Below are 21,220 nucleotides of genomic sequence, written 5' to 3'. Positions count from 1 at the left end.
GGCGACTTTCACGTGAGGGCGCCGAGACCCTCGCCGTTCACAGCCGCCGAGGCGTACTCAACCAAACGGTTGACAACGCTGCCGTCCCCGTGCTGTACTCAACCGCATGGTTGAACACGAGGACCGGCTGTCGCGGGTCTTCTCCGCGCTCGCCGACCCCACCCGGCGCGACATGGTCGCCCGGCTGGCGGCCGGCGACGCGACGGTGAGCGAGCTGGCAGCGCCGTACGACGTCTCACTGCAGGCGGTCTCCAAGCACATCCAGGTGCTGGAGGAAGCCGGCCTGGTCAGCCGAAGCCGGGACGCCCAACGGCGCCCGGTGCACCTGGATGCGGAGGTCTTCGACCTGATGACGAAGTGGATCGAGCGGTACCGCCAACAGGCGGAGGAGCGCTATCAGCGGCTGGACGCGCTCCTCGACCGGCTCCAGAGCCGGGACGACAGCACAGCCAGGACAGACACCGACAAGAACGAGCACAAGGGAGCAGCAGGATGAACACCCAGACCCACCCCGAGACCCTCATCGAGGCCGACCCGAACATCCCCACGGTCCGGATCGTGCGCGAGTTCGACGCTCCGGTCGAGCTCGTCTACCGCGCCCACGTCGATCCCGAGCTCGTGAAGCAGTGGATGGGCCCGCGGTCGATCGACATGGACATCGAGACGTGGGACGTGCGCACCGGCGGCGAGTACCGCTACACCGCCCTGCGCGACGGCGAGGAGGTCGCCCGCTTCTACGGCTCGTTCCACCGGGTCTGGGAGAACCAGAAGATCGTGCAGACCTTCGGGTTCGAGGAGATGCCGGACGCGGTCGCCCTCGAGACCCTCGAGCTCCACGACCTCGGCGACGGGCGCACCCGGCTCGAGATCCTGTCCGTCGTCGAGTCGATGGAGGCTCAGGCCGGGATGATGGCCAGCGGCATGGAGGTCGGCATCAACGAGGGGTACGCCGCGCTCGACGAGATCCTCGCGGGCCTCCAGGGGTCGGACACGTGATCCCCGCCGACCCGGCCGAGGGGCACCGGACCATCGCGGGCACCTTCACCCAGCGGGTGCGCGGCGTGGCCGGCGACGCGTGGGACGCGCAGAGCCCCGTGCAGGAATGGCAGGCCCGCGACGTCGTACGCCACCTGGTGGAGTGGTTCCCCCACTTCCTTGCCGGCGGGTCGGACATCAAGCTCGAGCCGGGACCGTCGGTCGATGACGACCCGATCGGGGCCTGGGAGCAGCACGCGGCGGCGGTGCAGGCCGTCCTCGACGACCCCGCCAACTCAACGACGACGTTCGCCCATCCCCACCTGCCCGAGATGCCGCTCCCCCAGGCGGTCTCGCGGTTCTACACCAACGACGTCTTCATGCACACCTGGGACCTGGCCCGAGCCACCGGCCAGGACGACCGGCTCGACGTCGACCGCTGCCGGGAGCTCTACGAGGGCATGGTGCCGATGGAGGAGGTGCTGCGCCAGAGCGGGCAGTACGGCGCCCGCGTGCCCGTCCCGGACGACGCGGACTGGCAGACGAAGCTGCTCGGTTTCATCGGCCGCGACCCGGAGTGGCGTCCGGCTACGCCTGGGTGACGCCCGGGACAGGCTGGTTGAGGAACCACCGGTGCCCGAACGGGTCACGGAACACCGCGACCCGGCCGACCGGCGGACTGTCCTCCGGCCCGCGGTCGAGCGTGGTGCCCGCCGCTGTCACGGCCGCGCACAGCCCATCGACGTCCGGGACCGTGACGTGCAGGCTCACCGCCGTCCCTCGATCCGGTGACGGTGGCTCGACCCCCATCTCGGGAAAGGGATCCGCCATCATCCAGCGCGCCCCGTCGATCGCCAGCTCGACGTGCCCGACCCGGGCGTCGGGCATCACGATCGGGTCGTAGACGACGTCCGCGCCGAGCACGTCGACGTACCAGTCGATGGCGGTCCTGGCGTCCGCCACGCAGAGGTAGGGAACGAGCTCACTGGTCATGGCCCCATCGTGCCTCACGTGCGCACCGGGCGCGCGAACCAGATGGTCCGGTGGCTCCACTCCCCCGCGGCGCTCCGGGTGCCGGAGCAGACGATGATCGCGACCTGGTGCGGCCCGTCGGTCCGGTAGTAGGGCGGGTAGCCCGCCCTCGCGAGCACCTCGATCTCCCGGGTGACCTCGTAGCACTGACGCACGCCGTTGCTCCCGCGCAGAACGATCCGATCACCCTCCCGGAGCCTGTCGAGCAGGGCGTTGCCGAGGGCCGAGCCGTCCGGCCAGGTGTGGGTGTTGAGCAGCACGTTGCCCCGATGACTGCCGGGACGGATGCCGCCGAGGTCCCAGGCGACGTCGGCCTTGTTGCTGATCGGGAGCACCCCGGTCACGCCCCGGTCGTCGCGGGCCACCCCGACCACCTCGGCGCGGTCGACCACCCCTTCGATCGCGATCCGGTGGGGCGTGAACGGCTCCTCGACCTCACGGTCGCAGAGACCCGGCTCGGGCCCGATGGTCGGCGCCGCCTCGGCCGAGCGGGAGGCGGCAGCCGACGGCGACGCGTCGGGCGCCGGGCCGGAGCCGGTATCGGAGCGCAGCAGCCACCAGGCGAGCCCGCACGCCACCAGCACGACCGCGGCAGTCACGGTCGCGATCCAGGTCGGGCGGCGGTTCATGGCACCTCGGGTGGGGCGGAGGTTCCCATTGTGGGCCACTGTCGGCGCCGCGCCCTACGCTGCGCGCATGGCGTACGACGAGGCTCTCGCCGACCGGGTCCGAGCACTTCTCGACGGCGCTCCCCTGCTCACCGAGAAGAAGATGTTCGGCGGCCTGGGGTTCATGGTCGGCGGCAACATGGCAGTGGCGGCGAGCGGCCAGGGCGGCCTGCTGGTCCGGGTCGATCCGGCGGAGGGCGACCACCTGCTCGCGACCACCGCGGCCCGGCCGATGGAGATGCGCGGCCGCGAGATGTCCGGCTGGCTGCGCGTCGATTCCGACGACCTCGCGAGCGACGACGCGCTCGAGGAGTGGGTGCAGCGCGGGGCGTCGTACGCCGGCTCGCTCCCGGCGAAATAACCCGCTGCGTCAGATGACGCAGATGCAGAACGGGTGTCCCGACGGGTCGGCGAGGACGTAGAGCGGCTCGTCCTCGTCGTCCGACCTGTCGAGCACGAGGGTGGCGCCCAGCGCCTCCGCCCGGCCGCGATGCCGCTCCAACTCCTCGCTGCTCGGCACCGAGAGGTCCAGGTGCATCTGCATGGGTACGTCGTGCTCGGGCCAGGTCGTGCGCTCGAGCCGGTCGACCTGCTGGAAGGCCAGCAGCCGGCGACCGTCGTCGTCGACGAGCACCAGCCAGTCGGCATCGTCCGGTGTGCCGTCGGTCGGCGGCTCGTCGCCGGGCCGGTAGTGGGCGCCGAGGAACTGCCGGTAGAACTCCGCGAGTCCACGGCAGTCCGTGGTGTCGATCGCGGTGTGCATGATCTTCGGAAAGTCCGCCATGCCCTCCACCGTCGCAGACTGGGCCGACAGTGAGGGGGTCTCCTGTCGGTGGCGTGCGGGAGGATGGACGGGTGCCTGAGACCCCCGACGCGCTGAGCCGGTTCAGCGAGCCGACCCGGACCTGGTTCCGGGCCGCGTTCGCGGAGCCGACGCCGGCGCAGGAGGGCGCGTGGGCGTCGATCGCGAGCGGTCACCACACGCTGGTCGTGGCTCCGACCGGGTCCGGCAAGACCCTCAGCGCGTTCCTCGCGTCGATCGACACGCTGCTGACGACGCCGACGCCCGAGGACAAGACGAAGCGCACCCGGGTGCTCTACGTCTCGCCGCTCAAGGCGCTGGCCGTCGACGTCGAGCGCAACCTGCGGGCGCCGCTGGCCGGGATCCGGCAGACCGCCGAGCGGCTCTCGCCCGGCACGAGCGGGCTGCCCGACGTCCGGGTCGGCATCCGCTCGGGCGACACACCGGCCAACGAGCGCCGTACCCTCACCACCCGGCCACCCGACGTGCTCATCACCACGCCCGAGTCGCTGTTCCTCATGCTGACCAGCCGGGCCCGCGAGTCGCTCCAGGGTGTCGAGACGGTCATCGTCGATGAGGTGCACGCGGTCGCCGGCACCAAGCGCGGCGCCCACCTCGCCCTCACCCTCGAGCGTCTCGACGCGCTCCTGGCCACCCCGGCCCAGCGCATCGGGCTGTCCGCGACGGTGCGCCCCACCGACGAGGTCGCCCGGTTCCTCGGCGGCCACGCTCCGGTCGAGATCGTCGCTCCGCCGGCCCACAAGTCGTGGGACCTCCAGGTCGTGGTGCCGGTCGAGGACATGACCGAGCCAGACGTGGGCAAGCCCGAGGTGGAGACCTACGACGACCTCGGCGACTCGGTCGACCGCCGCCGGTCGAGCATCTGGCCCCACGTCGAGGAGCGGGTGGCGGAGCTGATCGGCGAGCACCGCGCGACCATCGTCTTCACCAACTCGCGCCGCACCGCCGAGCGGCTGACCGCCCGCCTCAACGAGATCGCCACCGGCGAGAGCTCCGACGGGGTGACGCCCCCGGCGCAGGTCATGGCGCAATCCGGCGCCTCCGCAGGCGCGGCACCGCTCCTCGCCAAGGCCCACCACGGCTCGGTATCGAAGGAGCAGCGCGCGCAGATCGAGGACGACCTCAAGGCCGGCCGCCTGCCCGCGGTCGTCGCCACCAGCAGCCTCGAGCTCGGCATCGACATGGGAGCGGTCGACCAGGTGCTCCAGATCGCCTCCCCGCCGAGCGTCGCCAGCGCGCTGCAGCGCGTCGGCAGAGCCGGCCACCAGGTGGGCGAGACGTCGAAGGGCGTGTTCTTCCCCCAGCACCGCGGCGACCTCGCCCCGGCCGCGGTCTCGGTCGCCCGGATGCGGATCGGTGGCATCGAGGCGCTCCGCATCCCCGCCAACCCGCTCGACGTGCTCGCCCAGCAGGTGGTGGCCGCGACCGCGCTCGACGAGTGGGACGTCGACGAGCTCTTCGACACGGTGCGCCGCGCGGCGTCGTACTCCCACCTCCCGCGGTCCGCCTACGACGCGGTCCTCGACCTGCTGGCAGGCCGCTATCCCAGCGACGAGTTCGCCGAGCTCCGGCCGCGGATCACCTGGGACCGGGTCACCGGCCGGATCGCTGGCCGCCCGGGCGCGCAGCGACTGGCCGTCACCAGCGGCGGCACCATCCCCGACCGCGGCCTCTACGGCGTCTTCCTGGTCGGTGAGGGCACCGGGCGGCGGGTCGGCGAGCTCGACGAGGAGATGGTCTACGAGAGCCGGGTCGGCGACGTGTTCGCGCTCGGCGCCACCAGCTGGCGGATCGAGGACATCACCCACGACCGGGTGCTCGTCTCGCCCGCGCCGGGCGTCCCGGGCCGGCTGCCGTTCTGGAAGGGCGACACGCTCGGCCGGCCCGCCGAGCTGGGCGCCGCGGTCGGTGCCTTCACCCGTGAGCTCGCCGCGCTGCCCGACGACCAGGCCCGGGCCCGCGTCATCGCAGACGGGCTCGACGACAACGCCGCCGCCAACCTGGTCGGCTACGTCCGCGAGCAGGTCGACGCCACCCGGCTGGTCCCGAGCGACACCACGCTGCTCGTCGAGCGGTTCCGCGACGAGCTCGGCGACTGGCGGCTGGTCCTCCACTCCCCCTACGGCACCGCCGTCCACGCACCGTGGGCGCTGGCGATCAACGCCCGCCTCCGGGAGCGCTACGGACTGGCCGGCCAGGGCAGCCAGGCGATCGCGTCCGACGACGGCATCGTGATCCGCATCCCCGACACCGACGCCGAGCCGCCGGGTGCCGACCTGGTGGTCTTCGAGCCCGACGAGATCGACGAGATCGTCACCCGCGAGGTCGGCGGGTCAGCACTGTTCGCCAGCCGCTTCCGCGAGTGCGCCGGCCGCGCCCTGCTGCTGCCACGCCGCGACCCCGGCCGCCGCAGCCCGCTGTGGCAGCAGCGGCAGCGGGCCGCTGCGCTGCTCGAGGTCGCCGCTCGCTACCCGTCGTTCCCGATCGTGCTCGAGACCGTGCGCGAGGTGCTCAACGACGTCTACGACCTGCCGAGCCTGACCGCGCTGCTGACCCGCGTTCAGCGGCGGGAGGTCACGGTCACCGACATCGAGACCAGCGCGCCGTCGCCGTACGCCCGGACGCTGCTGTTCGGCTACGTCGCCCAGTTCGTCTACGAGGGCGACTCCCCCATCGCCGAGCGCCGCGCCGCCGCGCTCACCCTCGACCAGGGACTGCTCGCCGAGCTCCTCGGCCGGGCCGAGCTGCGCGAGCTGCTCGACCCCGACGTGCTCGCCGAGGTCGAGGCCGAGCTGCAGCGGGTCGCCCCCGACCGGCGCGCACGTGACGCCGAGGGGATGGCCGACCTGCTGCGCCTGCTCGGCCCGCTGACGACCGACGAGGCCGTCGCCCGGGCGGTCCCGGACGCCCCGGTCGACGACTGGCTGGCCGACCTGGCGACGACCCGGCGGGTGGTCCAGGTCCGGATGCCGTACGGCGACGCGTGGGCGCTTGTCGAGGACGTCGCCCGCCTGCGGGACGGGCTGGGCGTCCCGGTCCCGCCGGGCACCCCGGCCACCTTCACCGAGCCGGTCGAGGACCCGCTCGCCGACCTGGTGGCCCGCTACGCCCGCACGCACGGTCCGTTCACCGACCAGCAGGTCGCGGAGCGTCTCGGGCTCGGCGCGGCGGTGGTCCGGCACACGCTCCGCCGGTTGGAGGCCCAGGGCCGGGTGCTGACCGGGGAGTTCCGGCCGACCGGCTTCGGGGACGAGTGGTGCGACGCCGAGGTGCTCCGCCGGCTCCGGCGGCGGTCCCTGGCCAAGCTGCGCCAGGAGATCGAGCCGGTCGAGCCGGTCGCGCTCGCCCGGTTCTCGGCCGCGTGGCAACAGGTAGCACCCGGGGGACGCGGCCTGCGCGGCACCGACGGCGTGCTCCGTGCCGTCGAACAGCTGGCCGGCGCGCCGGTGCCCGCCTCCGCCCTCGAGCCACTCGTGCTGGCATCCCGGGTCCGCGACTACGAGCCCGCCTATCTCGACGAGCTCACGGCCACCGGCGAGGTCGTCTGGGCCGGGCACGGGGCACTGCCCGGCAGCGACGGCTGGGTGTCGCTCCACCTCGCCGACCAGGCACCCCTCACCCTGCCCGACCCGCTGCACGAGGTCGACGACGAGCTGCAGCGTCAGGTCCTGACCGCGCTGGCGCCGGGCGGCGCCTGGTTCTTCCGGCAGCTCAGCGACTCGATCGGCAGCCTCGACGACTCTGCACTCAGCACCGCCCTCTGGGAGCTGGTGTGGTCCGGTCGGATCAGCAACGACACTCTCGCCCCGCTCCGCTCGCTCACCCGGTCCGGCCGCCCGGCGCACCGCACCCGGCAGGGCGCCCCGCGACCCGGCCGGGTCGCCCGGTCCGGTCCGCCCGAGACCGCGGGCCGCTGGGCGCTGCTCCCCGCCATCGACACCGACCCGACCCGGCGCGCTCACGCGACGGCGGAGCGGCTGCTCGACCGTCACGGCGTCGTCACCCGCGGCGCGGTTGTCAGCGAGCGGGTCCCGGGTGGGTTCTCCGCGGTCTACCGCGTGCTGTCGGCCTTCGAGGAGTCCGGCCGCTGCCGGCGGGGCTACTTCGTGGAGGGCCTCGGCGCCGCGCAGTTCGGCACCGCCGGCGCCATCGACCGGCTCCGCACCTTCTCCACTCGCTCCGAGCACGACAAGCCGGTCGCCATCGCACTCGCGGCCACCGACCCGGCCAACCCCTACGGCGCCGCGCTCCCCTGGCCGACGGCCACCGACTCCGAGACCGGGCACCGGCCGGGCCGCAAGGCGGGGGCCCTCGTCGTACTCGTCGACGGCGCGCTGGCGCTCTACGTCGAGCGGGGCGGACGCACCCTGCTCACGTGGAGCGACGATCCCGAACTGCTCGGACCGGCCGCGGAGGCCCTGTCCACGGCGGTACGGCGCGGCACTCTCGGCCGGCTCACGGTCGAGAAGGCCGACGGCGCTCCCCTGCTCGGTTCCGGGCCGAGCGCGCTCCGGGCGGCACTCGACGCCGCGGGTTTCGTGGCGACTCCGCGTGGGTTGCGGATCCGCGGCTGAGGACGACGGCCCGACATGCCCGAGGGTGACGCCGTCTTCCTGACCGCGCGTCGGCTCGACCGCGGGCTCGCCGGGCAGATCCTCACCGCGACCGACTTCCGCTGGCCGTCGCTGGCGACCGTCGACCTGGGCGGGGCCACCGTCCACGGCACCGGCACTCACGGCAAGCACCTGCTCACCCGCCTCGAGCACGACGGCCGCTCGCTGACCCTGCACACCCACCTGAAGATGGAGGGCGTCTGGCGAGTGGTGGACGCCGGACGCCGGTGGCCGCGGCCCGCGCACGAGGCGCGGGTCGTGCTCAAGACCGGGGACAGGGACGCGGTGGGCTTCGCCCTCGGCGTGGTGGAGCTGGTCGCGACCGCGGACGAGGACAGCATCATCGGCCACCTCGGTCCCGACCTGATGGCCAAGGACTTCGACGAGCAGGAGGCGCTCCGCCGGCTCCTTGCCGACCCCGAACGCCCACTCGGCGAGGCGCTGCTCGACCAGACCGTCGTCGCCGGCATCGGCACCATCTACCTCGCCGAGGTCTGCTTCCTCCAGGGCGCCCACCCGCTCGGCCCGGTCAGCGCCGTCCGCGACCCGGCACGGCTGCTCCAGCGCGCCCGTCAGCTGCTCCGCAACGGCGTCTACTACGGCCGGCCCACCACAGCGGGCGAGCGGAAGGGCGCGGTGTGGGTCTTCCGCCGACAGCGCCAGTCGTGCCTGCGCTGCGGCACCCCGATCCAGGTGGGCGAGGTCGGTCCCGAGACGAAGCGGCGGACGACGTACTGGTGCCCCTCGTGTCAGCCTGAGAGTTCGCTGTGACCCCGCCCGCACGGGGAACAGCACCCCTTGCAGGCACGTTGAAATGGACGTGCACAACCACTTCAACGGACTGAAAACGGCCGCCCTGTTCGCGGCCATCATCGGCCTGCTCCTGGCCGTCGGCGGCGTCATCTCGGCGGCGACCGGAAACGCCATCTTCATCTGGGTCTTCGCCCTGATCGGCGTCGGGACCACGGCCTACGGCTACTGGAACTCCGACAAGCTCGCCATCCGGGCGATGCACGCCTATCCCGTGACCGAGCAGCAGCAGCCGGACCTGTACCGGATCGTGCGCGAGCTCTCGACCGCGGCCGGCAAGCCGATGCCGCGGCTCTACGTATCGCCGACCAATGCTCCGAACGCGTTCGCCACCGGGCGCAACCCGGAGCATGCCGCGGTGGCCGTCACTGAGGGCATCCTCGGGCTGCTCGACGAGCGCGAGCTGCGCGGCGTCCTCGGCCACGAGCTGATGCACGTCTACAACCGCGACATCCTCACCTCGTCGGTCGCGGCCGCGGTCGCCGGCGTGATCAGCGCGGTCGGCCAGTTCCTGGCGTTCACGTCGATCTTCGGCGGCGGCAGCGACGAGGACCGGCCCAACCCGCTCGCGATGATCGCGATGGCGCTGCTCGCACCGTTCGCGGCGATGGTGATCCAGCTCGCGATCAGCCGGACGCGGGAGTACGACGCCGACGAGGACGGCGCCCGGCTCACGGGCGACCCGCTCGCGCTCGCGTCCGCGTTGCGCAAGCTCGAGCTCGGGACGCAGCACGCGCCGCTGCCGCCGACCCCCCAGCTGCAGAACGCCAGCCACCTGATGATCGCGAACCCGTTCCGCGCCCAGGACGTCTCGCGCCTCTTCGCGACCCACCCGCCCATGGCGGACCGGATCGCCCGGCTCGAGGCCGCGGCGCGCCAGCAGCTGCGCTGATCGCTCGCGACGTCGCTCGTCGAGTAGCCCGAGCCGCTAGGCGAGGGCGTATCGAGACGCCCGCACCCGACCGCCGACCGTCCCCAACGTCGGCGGGCACGTCACGGCGTCTCGAGTAGCCGCTAGGTCACGCGGCGGAGGCCACGACCTGGTCGGGCTGCGGCAGCGACCCGATCGGCGTGGGGGCGACCGCGTGCTCCTCGACGGCGACGGCGTCGGCGACGTTGCGCAGCACCTGCGACAGCGGCACCTCGAGCGCGTCGCACAGCGACGCCAGCAGCTCGGACGAGGCTTCCTTCTGACCGCGCTCGATCTCGGAGATGTAGCCGAGGCTCACCCGGGCGACGCCGGAGACCTCACGAAGGGTCAGGCCGAGCTCGGAGCGGCGCTCGCGCAGCACATCACCGAGCATCCGACGAAACAGCGCCATGCCGATCTCCTTCCGCATCTCCTGAGCCGATCTCTGGGCCCAACGCTACCCGAGCCCCCGATGTTCCAGTCAGCGACCGGCCGCAGACCGCTCCTCGGCGTCCACCACCGCAGTCAGCGCCGACATCGCCTCGGCGACCGTCTGCTTCTGGATCTCCATCCGATCACCGTCGAGGGCGAGCCGGCGGACGTCAGTACCGTCCGCCCCCGCGACCGCCACGAAGACGGTGCCGACAGGCTGGTCCTCCTGGGTGTCGGGTCCCGCGACACCGGTGGTGCTGACGCCGTACGTCGAACCCATCATGGTCCGGACGCTCTCGGCCATGGCGCGAGCGCACTCCGCAGAGATGACCCCGTGGTCGTCGACCAGGGCCTCGGGCACACCGAGCACGGAGATCTTGACCTCCGTGGCGTAGGTGATGACCCCGCCGAGGTAGGCGGACGACGCGCCGGCGCCGTCCGTCAGCCGGGCGCCGAGCCGGCCCGCAGTGATCGATTCGGCGGTCGCGACAGTCGCGCCGGCGTCGATGAGCCGGTCGACGACGGGATCGGGGTCGGTCATGCATCCGGATGCTAGTGGGCACGGCAAGGGCCGGCCCGTTGTGGTGCGGACCGGCCCCCGTCGTGCTGGTGCCTGCTAGGGGTTCTTCACCCTCAGCGATGCGGTGTCCGTACCGGGCTTGACGAACTCGTCGCCCGAGTACTTGACCGTCACCGTGTGCGGCGTGCTCGAGGCCGGCAGCTTCCTCGCCGTCAGTGTCACCACGGCCTGACCGTTGACCAGAGCGGTCGCCGCGCTCAGAGCCTTACCTTCGGCACTGAACACCCGGACCGTCCCGGACGGGACCACTCCGGTCGCCTTGACCTTGACCGTCATGGTGCCGGTCTGGCCGAAGGTCATCGAGGTGTTCGGCGCCACCACCGTCGGCGTCGCCTTCTTGACCACCAGCGTGGCAGTGCCGGTCGCCGCCTCGACGAACTCGTCGCCGTCGTACCGGATCGTCACCACGTAGGTGCCGGGGATCAACTTCCTGGCGCCGATCGTCGCATCCGCGGCACCGTCAGTCAGCGTTCCGCTGCCGAGCCGGACGTCGCCGACCTTGAGTACGACCTGCCCGGTCGGGACCACACCCGTGGCGCCCACCTCGACGGCCATGGTCGTGGCCCGGCCGTACTCCACCACGGTCCGTGTGCCGGTCACCGTCGGCGTCGCCTTCGTGACCGTCAGCGTGGCCGTGCCCTGAGCCGTCGCAACCGAAGCGTCACCGGAGTAGACGACTGTCACCGTGTGCACGCCGACCGACACCTGGTTGGCGGCGATGGCCACGTCGGCCGCGCCGTCGACCAGCGTTCCCGATCCCACGACGAGGTCGCCGACCTTGAGGTCGACCGTGCCCGAAGGCACCACACCCTCGGCCTCGACCGTCACCGGCATCGTCGTGCCCTGGCCGTAGTCGACCGACACGTCCGTCCCGGTCACCGTCGGCGTCGCCTTGGTGACCGTCAGCGTGGCCTCACCCTGAGCCGCCTCGACCGACCCGTCACCGGAGTAGCTGATCGTCACCGTGTGGACGCCGACCGGCACCTGCACGGAGATCGGCACGTCAACGGCGCCGTCGACCAGGATCCCCGACCCCACCACGAGGTCGCCCACCGTGAGCTCGACCGTGCCTGTCGGCACGACACCGTCAGCCTCGACCGTCACCGGCATGGTCGTGTCCTGGCCGTACTCGACCGACACGTCCGTCCCGGTCACCGTCGGCGTCGCCTTGTCGATCGTGATCGGGACCAGGATCTCGGTCCCGGTGTTCGCGCCGACCAGGGTCAACGTCGCCGGGCCGGCCGGCGTGCCGTCCGGGAGCTCGACGTTGACGTGGGTGGTGCCGTACCGGTCGAAGACGTCGGTGCCGATGGTGTTGTCCAGCGTCGCGGTGCCGAGCACCTCGTCGCCGAGCTTGACCTGGATCTCGGTGTCCTTCACGTCGCCGGGGGCGGACATGGTCCACGAGGCGACATCGAACTCCACGTTCTCACCAGCGGTGTAGCTGGCGGCCACGTTCTCCACCTCGACCGCGCGCTGGCTGTAGTCCACCGGCAGCGGATCGACACCGGTGTTCTCATCCATGTAGGTCACCATCGCCTGCAGGTCGGTGACACCCCATTGGGCCTTGCCCGTACCAGCAGCGAAGGCTCGGAAGTTGTCACCACCGGATGCCAGGAACGAGTTCACCGTCACCGAGTACGACGTCGCCGGGTCGATCGCGACCCCGTCGAGCCACATCCCGGTGATCTCGCCCTCGAACGTCGGCGTCCCGTTGACCGTGACCGGAGTCTCGACATAGGTGTAGGTGAAGCCCTCCGAGACACCCAGCCGCAGGAACGGCCGCGACGGGACCGTGCCCGAAGGCCCGTCCGCCGTGCGCTGCCACTGCTGCTCCAACGCGGTCTCGATCTGGGCGCCGGTCATGTCCATGTTGGTCAGACCGTTGGCGAACGGCTGCACATTGGCCGCCTGCCGGTAGGTCAGCTCACGGACGTCGCCGTTCAGGGTCCCGACCATGTCGGCCCGCAGGCCACCGGGGTTCATGAACGCGATCTGCGCACCACCCTGGTCGGCCGGCGTCTGCTCGCGCTGCACCTCGGCCACCAAGTTGCCCAAGGTGGACTCCCCACCACGGTTCTCCGTGGTGCCGTTGGCGAGCTTGGCCCGGTTGAACGGCGCCTCGATCTCACCCAGCACCTGCTGCCCGATCGGGAACGCGAAGTCGATCGCGTCCTCCACGATCTGGACCACAGCCGGGTCCTCGGGGTAGTTCGCCTCGGTCAACGCCAGGATCGACTGCGTCTTCGCCGCAACCTCACCGGTCGCCGCGTCCACGGTGAACACCAGCTGGTTCAGGTTCTGCCCGTACTGACCAGACGACACCACCGGCCGCTCGGTCACAGCACGGTCCTCGTCGACCCACTCCTGCACCGGGAAGGAGCAGTTGTAGGCCAGGTGCGTGTGACCCGAGATGATCGCGTCCACGTCCGCCGAGGTGTTCTGGGTGATGTTGCCCCACACCGTGCTCTCGTCGGTGAAGTTCGGCGACGCACACGACGTGCTCGGCGAACCCTCGTGCACCAGCAGCACGACCATGTCCGCACCAGCGGTCTTCAGATCGGCCGCCGCCGCGTTCGTCGCGTCCACGATGTCAGTCACCGTGACACCCTCGATGCCATCCGGCGACACCAGCGCAGGCAGGTCCTCGGTCACCGCGCCCACGAACCCGACATCGACACCGTCGATGGTCTTGGTCCAGGTCTCCGCCAGGTCGTCACGACCCGCCGGCTCCTCGACGTTCGCAGCGATGTACTCCCAGTCCGCCAGATCGTCCACCCGACCCACCAGGTCCTCATAACCCTGGTCGAACTCGTGGTTACCAGCAGCCGAGACCTCAAGACCAGCCTCGTTCAACGCCTCGATCGTCGGCTCGTCATCCTGCACGAACGACTCGAACGTCGTCGCACCGATCAAGTCACCAGCCGCAGCGAACACCGTGTTCGGGTTCTCACCACGCAGCTGCTTAACGGCGCTCGACAACACAGCAGCCGGACACAGCACGTTGCCGGCCGGAGGCGTGGCCTGCGACTCATCACAATGCAGACCCGCAACCGTCTCGTCCCGCACCAAACGACCATGGAAGTCATTCGTACCCAGGATCTGGATGTCGATGATGCCGTCCTGGGTCTCGATCAGCACCGGCACCTCGGTGCCGGTCTGCTCGCCCACCAGGGTCAGCTCGGTGGTCCCGTCGGCCAGCTCGTTGGGGAGCGTGACGCTCACCGAGGCGGTGCCGTAGTCGTCGTAGGGCCGGATCCCGATCGCGTTGTCGAGGGGTTCCGTGCCGAGCACGGTGTCGCCCAGCTTGACCTGCAGGTTGGTGTCCTTGACGTCGCTGCCGTTGGACATGGTCCACGACGCGACGTCGAACTCGACGGTGTCGCCCTCTCCGTAGACCGACGGCGCGGCGGCCGGGAACTCGACCTCGACGGCCCGCTGGCTGTAGTCGACCTCGAGCGGTGCCTCCGGGGTGAACTGATCCATGTACTCGACCATCGCCGCGAGGTCCACCTTGCCGGTGTCCACCTTGTTGGCGCCGTTGGCGAGCTCGAAGAAGTTGTCGCCGCCGGTGCCGAGGAACGAGTTCACCGTTACCGAGTACGTCGCTGCCGGGTCGATCGCCACACCGTTGAGCCACATGCCCGTGACCTCGCCCTTGCGGGTGAGGACCGGGGCCGAGTTCGGCGCGGTCACCGTCTCGGGGGTCTCCACGTAGGTGTAGGTGAAGCCCTCGGACACACCGAGCCGCAGGAACGGCCGCGACGGCACGCTGCCGGTCGCCGTGCGCTGCCACTGCTGCTCGAGGACGGTCTCGATCTGAGCACCGGTCAGGTCCATGTTGACCAACGTGTTGGCGAACGGCTGGACGTTGGCGGCCTGGCGGTAGGTCAGGTCACGCACCCCACCGTTGGCAACGCCCGCCATGTCGGCGCGAAGACCACCCGGGTTCATGAACGCGATGTCGGCCTCGACCTGCTGGTCCGGCAACTGGGTCGCCCACCGCTGCACCTCGGCGACCAGGTTGCCCAGCGTCGACTCGCCGCCACGGTTCTCGGTCGTGCCGGAGGCCGGCTGGTAGACGGCGCGGTTGAACGGGCCATCCATCTGGCCCAGCACGTCGTTGCCGATGTCGTTGGCGAAGACCACCGCGGCGTCGACGATCGCCTGCACCTCGGGGTCGGCCTGGTAGCCGACGCCGGCGGTGCCGACGAGGTCCTGCTCGATCTCGAGCAGCTCACCGGAGGTGGTGTCGAAGTTGAACACCAGCTGGTTGAGGTTGGTGCCGTACTGACCGGCGGAGACCACCGGACGACGCGTCACCTCACGCGACTCCGTCACCCACTCGTCCACCGTGTAGCGGCAGTCGTAGGCGAGGTGCGTGTGTCCGGACACGATCGCGTCGACGTCGGGCGAGGTGTTCTGGGCGATGTTGCCGAACACGGTTGCGGGGTCGGTGAAGTTCGACGACATGCAGTCGGTCGAGGGAGAACCCTCGTGGACCAGCAGCACGATGATGTCCATGCCCGCCGTCTTGAGGGCGGCTGCCTCGTCGTTGACGGCCTGGACGATCGGCAGCACGTCGACGTCGGTCATGCCCGCGGGGTTGACCAGGGCCGGGAGGTCCTCGGTCACCGCCCCGACGAAGCCGATGTCGACGCCGTCGACGGTCTTGACCCAGCTCTCGGCGAGGTTGTCCTCGCCCGCGGGCTCGTCGATGTTGGTCGCGATGTAGTCCCACTCGGCGCCGCCGAGGGGGTTCTCCGCCGTCTCCGGCGCCATCACGCGGTTCACGAGGTCGTCGTAACCCTGGTCGAACTCGTGGTTGCCCACAGAGGAGACCTCGAGGCCCATCTCGTTGAGGGCGTCGATGGTCGGCTTGTCGTCCTGGACGAACGACTCGAACGTCGAGGCACCGATCAGGTCGCCGGCAGCGGCGAAGATCGTATTGCCCGCCGGTGCTTGCGCCCGCAGCTCCTCGACGGCCGTGGCGAACGGCGCCGCACCGGCGGCGTTGCCGGCGTCCGGCAGCAGCCGGCCGTGGAAGTCGTTGGTGCTGAGGACCTGGATCTTCTTCGGCGTAGCCGGCGTGAAGTCCGGCAGGTCGAGCCCGACGATCTCGGGGTTGTGGTCCGAGGTCGCGAACGGGTCGTTCGGGTTGAAGAAGATCGTCGCGTTGTAGTTGTAGCGGCTGTACTGGTACGCCACCGACTCGTTGGCGTTGATCTGCCAGATGTCGGCGTCGGTCACCATGTCGATCGCGGCGGCGTTGCCGAGCACGTGGTCGAGCGAGCCGGAGAGGCCGCTGAAGGAGTAGCTCTCCTCCGTCGGGTCGTCGGTCGACTCGACGAGCTCGAAGCCACCGTCCTCGAGGGCATGGATCGGCGCTTCCTCCGTGTAGGAGTTGAAGTCGCCGGCCAAGAACACGGCCTCGATGTCGCGGGCCGCGGCGAAGTCGTCGGCGAACTCCACCAAGCGGTCGGCCTGCCGCACTCGGTCGCCGTTGAAGGCGCCGACGAGGGGGCTGTTGGCGTTGTCGCCGGAGGCCGGCGGCGCCGGGGATGCGTTGTCGCCCTTCGACTTGAAGTGGTTGACGATGACGGCGAAGGCGTCGCTGTTGGGAGCGCCGGCGGCCTTGAACGCCTGGGCCAGCGGCTCGCGGGCGTTGGCGAACTGGGTGGTGCCGAACAGGATGTCCGACTGGCCGACCGGAGTGACGATCGCGGGCTGGTAGATGAACGCGTTGCGGATCACGTCCTGCTCAGCGACGGCACCGGCGTTGGTGGCCTCGCTCGGGCTCTTGACGTACTTCCACTTGGCGCTGCCGGCGGCGTCGTTGAGCAGGAACGTCAGGTAGGCCAGCGCCTCGTCGCGGTTGGTCTCGCCCGGGAGCTTGATGGAGTTCTCCATCTCCTCGAGCGCGACGACGCTGGCGTCGAGGGTGTTGATGGTGTGGACGAGCTTCTGCTCCTGACGCGTCAGGCTCGCGACGGTGGCCGCACCACGCGGGCCGCTGCCGTTGTTGCTGTTCGCCTCGTTCGCCGGCGTGTCCGGGTTGTCGAGGTTGCGAACCCCGCATGAGTCGTTGCCGATCGGGTTGCTCTGCCGATCCCTGAAGAACGTGCAGAACGTGTCGAGCGGCGGGTCCTGGAGCGGACCGGCGTCCTCGTACGCCTCACCAGTGGTGTTGAAGAAGTTGAGGACGTTGAAGGTCGCGATCTCGATGTCGCCGCCCACGTCCGCCGGGGTCAGGTTCTGCGCACGGGTGTCCTCGAAGGTGGCGACATCGCTGCCGTCGTCGGTGACCTGCGAGGTGGGCTGGAACCGCCACGCGTTGAACGCCTTCGCCAGGATCACCGGCGAGACCAGGGTCGCCTCTGCGCCCACTCGCGGCGGGGAAGCGGTCCCCGTCAGCCAGGGCAGCGGGATCGCCTTGGTGGTCTGGTTCTGCAGGTAGTTGGTGGTGGCTGCGTCGTCGAGAATGACGGCGCGCTCGGTGTTCTCGGCGACGATCGCGTTGATGCCGGCGGTGTCGCCGGGCGCCACGAACTCGGTCGGCTGCTTGAGCGGGACGTCGCCCGTGGCGAGGCCCACCTCGCCGAAGTTGTTGGTGTTGAAGTTGTTGGTGACGGTGAAGGTGTCCGTCGGCGCGAGCAGCATGCCCTCCTGGGCCTCGCGGGTCTCCTCGGTCGTCGGGTAGGCGATCTCGAGACCGGTGACCGGCGCCAACGGGGCGCCGAGCTCGACGACGTCGGACGCGCTCGCGGGGGAGATCTGGGTGCTGCCGTTGAACTCGCTGACCGTTCCGGTGACCTGGACGGAGTCGCCGATGGCGAGGCCTCCGGGGAGGTTGGCGAGCGTGGGGCCGCCGTAGACGAAGATGCCGTCCGAGGCGTTCGGAGTCGCGTCGGTCGCGCCGCCAGTGCCGGCCGTCTGGATGTACATCCCGTTCTGGCCGCCGGTCAGGTAGAGCGCGGTGATGACACCTTCGACCGCAACCTCGTTGCCGACCTCCGGCGAGGCGGCGCCTTCTCCCTGGACCTCGTGGATCGGAGTGATGTCGAGCGGCTCGTTCACGGTGAGCGTGAAGGTGACGTCGTCGGTCTCGGCGGCGTCGTCGGTAACGGTCGCGGTGATCGGGAAGGCGCCCGTCTCGGTCGGCGTGCCACTGAGCTCGCCGGCGGTGGACAGGGTCACGCCGGCCGGCAGGGTGCTCGCTGTGGTCCAGCTGTACGGCGGCGTGCCGCCGGTGGCCTCGAGCACGACCGGGCTCATCGGCACGTTGACGGTCGCGTCGGCGTTGGGCTCGCTCGTCGCGGCGAGCGCTGCCGGCTCGGACTCGGCCGGGGTCGGTGAGGGAGTCGCAGGAGCCGAGTAGTCGGTGGAGTTGTTGTCGTTGTCGACGAAGTCGTTGCGCTGAGTGGACTGAGTGTTGACCAGCGCGGTCCCGGTCGGTGCGGTCTCGGAGGACGTCGCCGTGCCGTAGCCGACGAAGTCCACGACGTTCGTTGCGTTGTGCATCGAGGTGCCGACGGTCGTGATGCCGGTGGTCCCCTGGGCGAGGATGACCTGGCCGCTACCCGCGGCCATGTTCAGGGTGGTGCCCGAGAAGTCGGGCGACGGAACGTCGGCGCCCCCGCACGGGTTGCCCGAGCAGAGCGGGCTGCTCACCTGGACGAGATAGGTGCTGCCTGCCGGGACACTCTCGTCGGGAAGAGGGAGGACGCTGACGGTGCCCGTGCCGCTAAACGTGCCGCTGCGGTACTGCAGGCTCAGGCCGTTCAGCGGCAGGGCGCCGCCGGTCGGGTTGTAGAGCTCGACGAAGTCGGCCTTGTAGGCCGCAGCCGCCGAGGTTGAGCCGCCACCGCCGTACACCTCGTTGATGATCAGGCCAGGGCTTGCGGCCTGGGCCGGGGCGGCCGGGGCGGCGAGAGAGAACGTTGCGACGGTCAGGCCGAGACCGAGCAGACCGACCAGGACCTTGGGGCGTGAAGACATGGACGCACTTTCCGCGGGTACGAGCACAACAAGGAGGCCTGATCCGCGGGCGGTTTGCTTGGCGTCGCAAGAGTCAGGTGGTGGGGGAAGTCACACGGACCCTAAGGCGGATCTCCGACGAATGCGCAATGTTCGGCGAAACGTGAGGCAAAGATTTCTCAGCGAAACGTCAGTTTCAGCGTGAATTGTCTAGACCGGCTTGGAAAGATTTTACTTTCGGGTCAGCCGGCGTCGGCCGGGACCGCCTTGGATCGGATCGTGTGGCGCTGCTTCCAGACGTCACGGAAGAACTGGTACCCCGACACCAGCGTCAGCACGAAGGCGATGCCGAGGAGGACCAGCGCGGCGACGTAGGTGATCTCGCCCGGCACGTCCAGCCAGCCGTCCACCTCGAGCAGCGGCAGGGTGAGGAACCCCAGTGCGAGCGCCTGCGCCATCGTCTTCCACTTGCCGATCTCGGCGGCGGCGATGACGACGGACTTGAGGACGGAGAGCCGCAGCAGCGTCACCGCCCACTCCCGGACCAGTACGACGATCGTGATCGTCCACATCCACCAGGTGTCCATGATGATCGCCAGCCCGACGAACGCCATGCCGGTGATCGCCTTGTCGGCGATCGGGTCGGCGATCTTGCCGAAGTTGGTGATCAGGTTGCGCTTGCGCGCGATGTCGCCGTCGATCTTGTCGGTGACCATCGCCAGGACGAAGATCCCCCAGGCGACCGTGCGCCAGGTGACCGAGTCGCCGCCGTCGACGAGCAGCGCCCAGCCGTAGAACGGGACGGACAGGATCCGGAGCGTGGTGAGCGCGTTGGGCAGGTTCCAGTTGCTCGGCGCCGGAGCGGGCGTCGTCGTACCGCCGTCGGTGCTGCTCATCGCTTCTCTCCTGTCGCTTCTGCGACCAGGTCGACCCCGTCGCTCTCGACCACCACGGCGCGCACCAGGTCGCCGACCCCGGCGTCCGGGCAGCCGCGCACCAGCGTGCTGCCGTCGACCTCCGGTCCCTGGTGAGCGGCTCGGCCCTCCACGTGGTCCGGACGGTCGGTGTCGAGGTCCTCGACGAGCACCTCGACGGTGGTGCCGATCCGTTCCTCGGCGCGGTCGCCGTTGAGCGCGGTCACCAGGTCGGTCACGTGGGCGAGCCGGGCGCGGATCTCGTCCTCGTCGTGCTTGTCGTCGAACGTCTCGGCCTCGGTGCCGTCCTCGTCGGAGTAGCCGAACACCCCGGTGACGTCGAGGCGGGCCGCGGTCAGGAAGTCGCAGAGGATCTCGAGGTCGCGCTCGGTCTCGCCGGGGAAGCCGACGATCACGTTGGAGCGGACGCCGGCGTCCGGCGCGAGGGCGCGGACCTGCTCGAGCAGGCCGAGGAAGCTCTCCGGGTCGCCGAACCGTCGCATCCTGCGCAGCACCGCGTTGCTGGCGTGCTGGAACGACAGGTCGAAGTACGGCGCCACGCCGGGCGTGGTCGCGATCGCCTCGATCAGGCCCGGCCGGGTCTCGGCGGGCTGCAGGTAGGACACCCGCACCCGGTCGATCCCGTCGACCGCGGCCAGCTCGGGAAGCAGGGTCTCGAGCAGCCGGATGTCGCCGAGGTCCTTGCCGTAGGACGTGGAGTTCTCCGAGACCAGGAACAGCTCGCGGGCGCCCTGCTCGGCGAGCCAGACCGCCTCGGCCAGCACGTCGGAGGGCCGGCGGCTCACGAACGAGCCGCGGAACATCGGGATCGCGCAGAACGTGCACCGGCGGTCGCAGCCGCTGGCCAGCTTGAGTGCGGCCATCGGGCCGGAGTCGAGCCGGGTGCGGGTCGAGACCACCGCTACCGGACGCTCGGCGGGGCTGATCGGGAGCAGCTTGCGGCGGTCCTGCGGGGTGTGCGCGTGCGGCCGCTCGCCGGCCACGATCGCGCGCAGCCGACCGGCGATGTCGGTGTAGTCGTCGAACCCGAGCACCGCGTCGGCCTCCGGGAGCGAGTCGGCGAGCTCGGCGCCGTACCTCTCCGCGAGGCAGCCCACCGCGACCACGGCCTTGACGCGGGACCCGCCCGCCGCGTCCTTCAGATCGGCAGCAGCGAGCAGGGTGTCGATCGAGTCCTTCTTGGCCGCGTCGACGAACCCGCAGGTGTTGACCACGACCGTGTCGGCGTCCTCCGGGTCGTCCACCAGCGCGAACCCGTCCGCGGCCAGCCTCCCCGCCAGCTCCTCGGAGTCCACGTCGTTGCGCGCACACCCGAGGGTCAGCAGTGCCACCGACAGGTTCGAGGGGGCCTCGGTACCGGCGGGCGCAGGCGTCTCAGTGGTGGTCATGACTACCCGCAAGTATGGCGGCGGCCGCGAATCGGGAGAAATCCCCCGCGAATCGGGTGGAATCACCCGGCGAACCG

General features: G+C 70.6%; 15 protein-coding genes. 7 read left to right on the top strand and 8 right to left on the bottom strand.

The window, feature by feature from the left end:
- Positions 1-106 precede the first annotated feature (106 nt).
- The 3 genes from SHK19_RS09785 to SHK19_RS09775 are packed head-to-tail and all read left to right on the top strand — an operon-like array spanning position 107 to position 1,577.
- Positions 107-496: an ArsR/SmtB family transcription factor gene (locus tag SHK19_RS09785; protein ID WP_322938533.1), complete on the top strand. Its 390-nt coding sequence runs from the start codon at positions 107-109 to the stop codon at positions 494-496.
- Positions 493-996 carry an SRPBCC family protein gene (locus SHK19_RS09780; RefSeq protein WP_322457185.1) on the top strand — a complete coding sequence of 168 codons (504 nt, stop codon included), beginning with the start codon at positions 493-495 and terminating at the stop codon, positions 994-996. The genes SHK19_RS09785 and SHK19_RS09780 overlap by 4 nt, the downstream gene beginning before the upstream one ends.
- Positions 993-1,577 (top strand): TIGR03086 family metal-binding protein, encoded by a 585-nt coding sequence (locus SHK19_RS09775; protein ID WP_322938532.1) that lies wholly within the window; start codon positions 993-995, stop codon positions 1,575-1,577. Before SHK19_RS09780 ends, SHK19_RS09775 begins: the two co-directional genes overlap by 4 nt.
- Here SHK19_RS09775 and SHK19_RS09770 read toward each other — a convergent pair.
- Both SHK19_RS09770 and SHK19_RS09765 read right to left on the bottom strand, forming a co-directional pair.
- Complete coding sequence (locus SHK19_RS09770; protein WP_322938531.1) at positions 1,564-1,968, bottom strand: VOC family protein; 405 nt, start codon at positions 1,966-1,968, stop codon at positions 1,564-1,566. The genes SHK19_RS09775 and SHK19_RS09770 overlap by 14 nt on opposite strands.
- A 14-nt stretch (positions 1,969-1,982) precedes the next feature.
- Complete coding sequence (locus SHK19_RS09765) at positions 1,983-2,636, bottom strand: class F sortase (RefSeq protein WP_322457188.1); 654 nt, start codon at positions 2,634-2,636, stop codon at positions 1,983-1,985.
- Between the two features lie 67 nt (positions 2,637-2,703).
- Here SHK19_RS09765 and SHK19_RS09760 point away from each other — a divergent pair, with 67 nt between their 5' ends.
- Positions 2,704-3,036, top strand: coding sequence for a TfoX/Sxy family protein (locus SHK19_RS09760; RefSeq protein ID WP_322457189.1), 333 nt, complete (start codon positions 2,704-2,706; stop codon positions 3,034-3,036).
- A gap of 9 nt (positions 3,037-3,045) precedes the next feature.
- On the opposite strand, the gene SHK19_RS09755 is transcribed toward SHK19_RS09760, so the two are convergent.
- A complete protein-coding gene (locus SHK19_RS09755) occupies positions 3,046-3,459 on the bottom strand; it encodes a VOC family protein (protein ID WP_322938530.1) in 414 nt (137 codons plus the stop codon).
- Between the two features lie 71 nt (positions 3,460-3,530).
- On the opposite strand from SHK19_RS09755, the gene SHK19_RS09750 reads away from it, so the two are divergent.
- From SHK19_RS09750 to htpX, 3 genes are read left to right on the top strand one after another with little or no spacing between them, the layout of a single operon-like run.
- Positions 3,531-8,072, top strand: a complete 4,542-nt coding sequence (locus tag SHK19_RS09750; protein WP_322938529.1) for an ATP-dependent helicase — start codon at positions 3,531-3,533, stop codon at positions 8,070-8,072.
- Between the two features lie 15 nt (positions 8,073-8,087).
- Complete coding sequence (locus SHK19_RS09745) at positions 8,088-8,882, top strand: Fpg/Nei family DNA glycosylase (RefSeq protein ID WP_322457195.1); 795 nt, start codon at positions 8,088-8,090, stop codon at positions 8,880-8,882.
- Between the two features lie 43 nt (positions 8,883-8,925).
- Complete coding sequence (gene htpX / locus SHK19_RS09740) at positions 8,926-9,813, top strand: zinc metalloprotease HtpX (RefSeq protein WP_322457196.1); 888 nt, start codon at positions 8,926-8,928, stop codon at positions 9,811-9,813.
- 127 nt (positions 9,814-9,940) lie between these two features.
- Here htpX and SHK19_RS09735 read toward each other — a convergent pair whose 3' ends face one another.
- The 5 genes from SHK19_RS09735 to rimO form a co-directional block, all read right to left on the bottom strand.
- Positions 9,941-10,249, bottom strand: coding sequence for a helix-turn-helix domain-containing protein (locus tag SHK19_RS09735; protein ID WP_438862049.1), 309 nt, complete (start codon positions 10,247-10,249; stop codon positions 9,941-9,943).
- A gap of 63 nt (positions 10,250-10,312) precedes the next feature.
- Positions 10,313-10,804, bottom strand: coding sequence for a CinA family protein (locus SHK19_RS09730; RefSeq protein ID WP_322457198.1), 492 nt, complete (start codon positions 10,802-10,804; stop codon positions 10,313-10,315).
- A 75-nt stretch (positions 10,805-10,879) separates the two neighbouring features.
- Positions 10,880-18,841, bottom strand: a complete 7,962-nt coding sequence (locus tag SHK19_RS09725) for an ExeM/NucH family extracellular endonuclease (RefSeq protein WP_322938528.1) — start codon at positions 18,839-18,841, stop codon at positions 10,880-10,882.
- Positions 18,842-19,062: 221 nt separating this feature from the next.
- Positions 19,063-19,716 (bottom strand): CDP-diacylglycerol--glycerol-3-phosphate 3-phosphatidyltransferase, encoded by a 654-nt coding sequence (gene pgsA, locus SHK19_RS09720; protein ID WP_322938527.1) that lies wholly within the window; start codon positions 19,714-19,716, stop codon positions 19,063-19,065.
- Positions 19,713-21,092 (bottom strand): 30S ribosomal protein S12 methylthiotransferase RimO, encoded by a 1,380-nt coding sequence (gene rimO / locus SHK19_RS09715; RefSeq protein WP_322938684.1) that lies wholly within the window; start codon positions 21,090-21,092, stop codon positions 19,713-19,715. Before rimO ends, pgsA begins: the two co-directional genes overlap by 4 nt.
- Positions 21,093-21,220: the final 128 nt, after the last annotated feature.

This window comes from Nocardioides bizhenqiangii (genome assembly GCF_034661235.1).
GTDB classification, from domain to species: domain Bacteria; phylum Actinomycetota; class Actinomycetes; order Propionibacteriales; family Nocardioidaceae; genus Nocardioides; species Nocardioides bizhenqiangii.
This window is presented reverse-complemented; position numbering and strand designations above follow the sequence as displayed.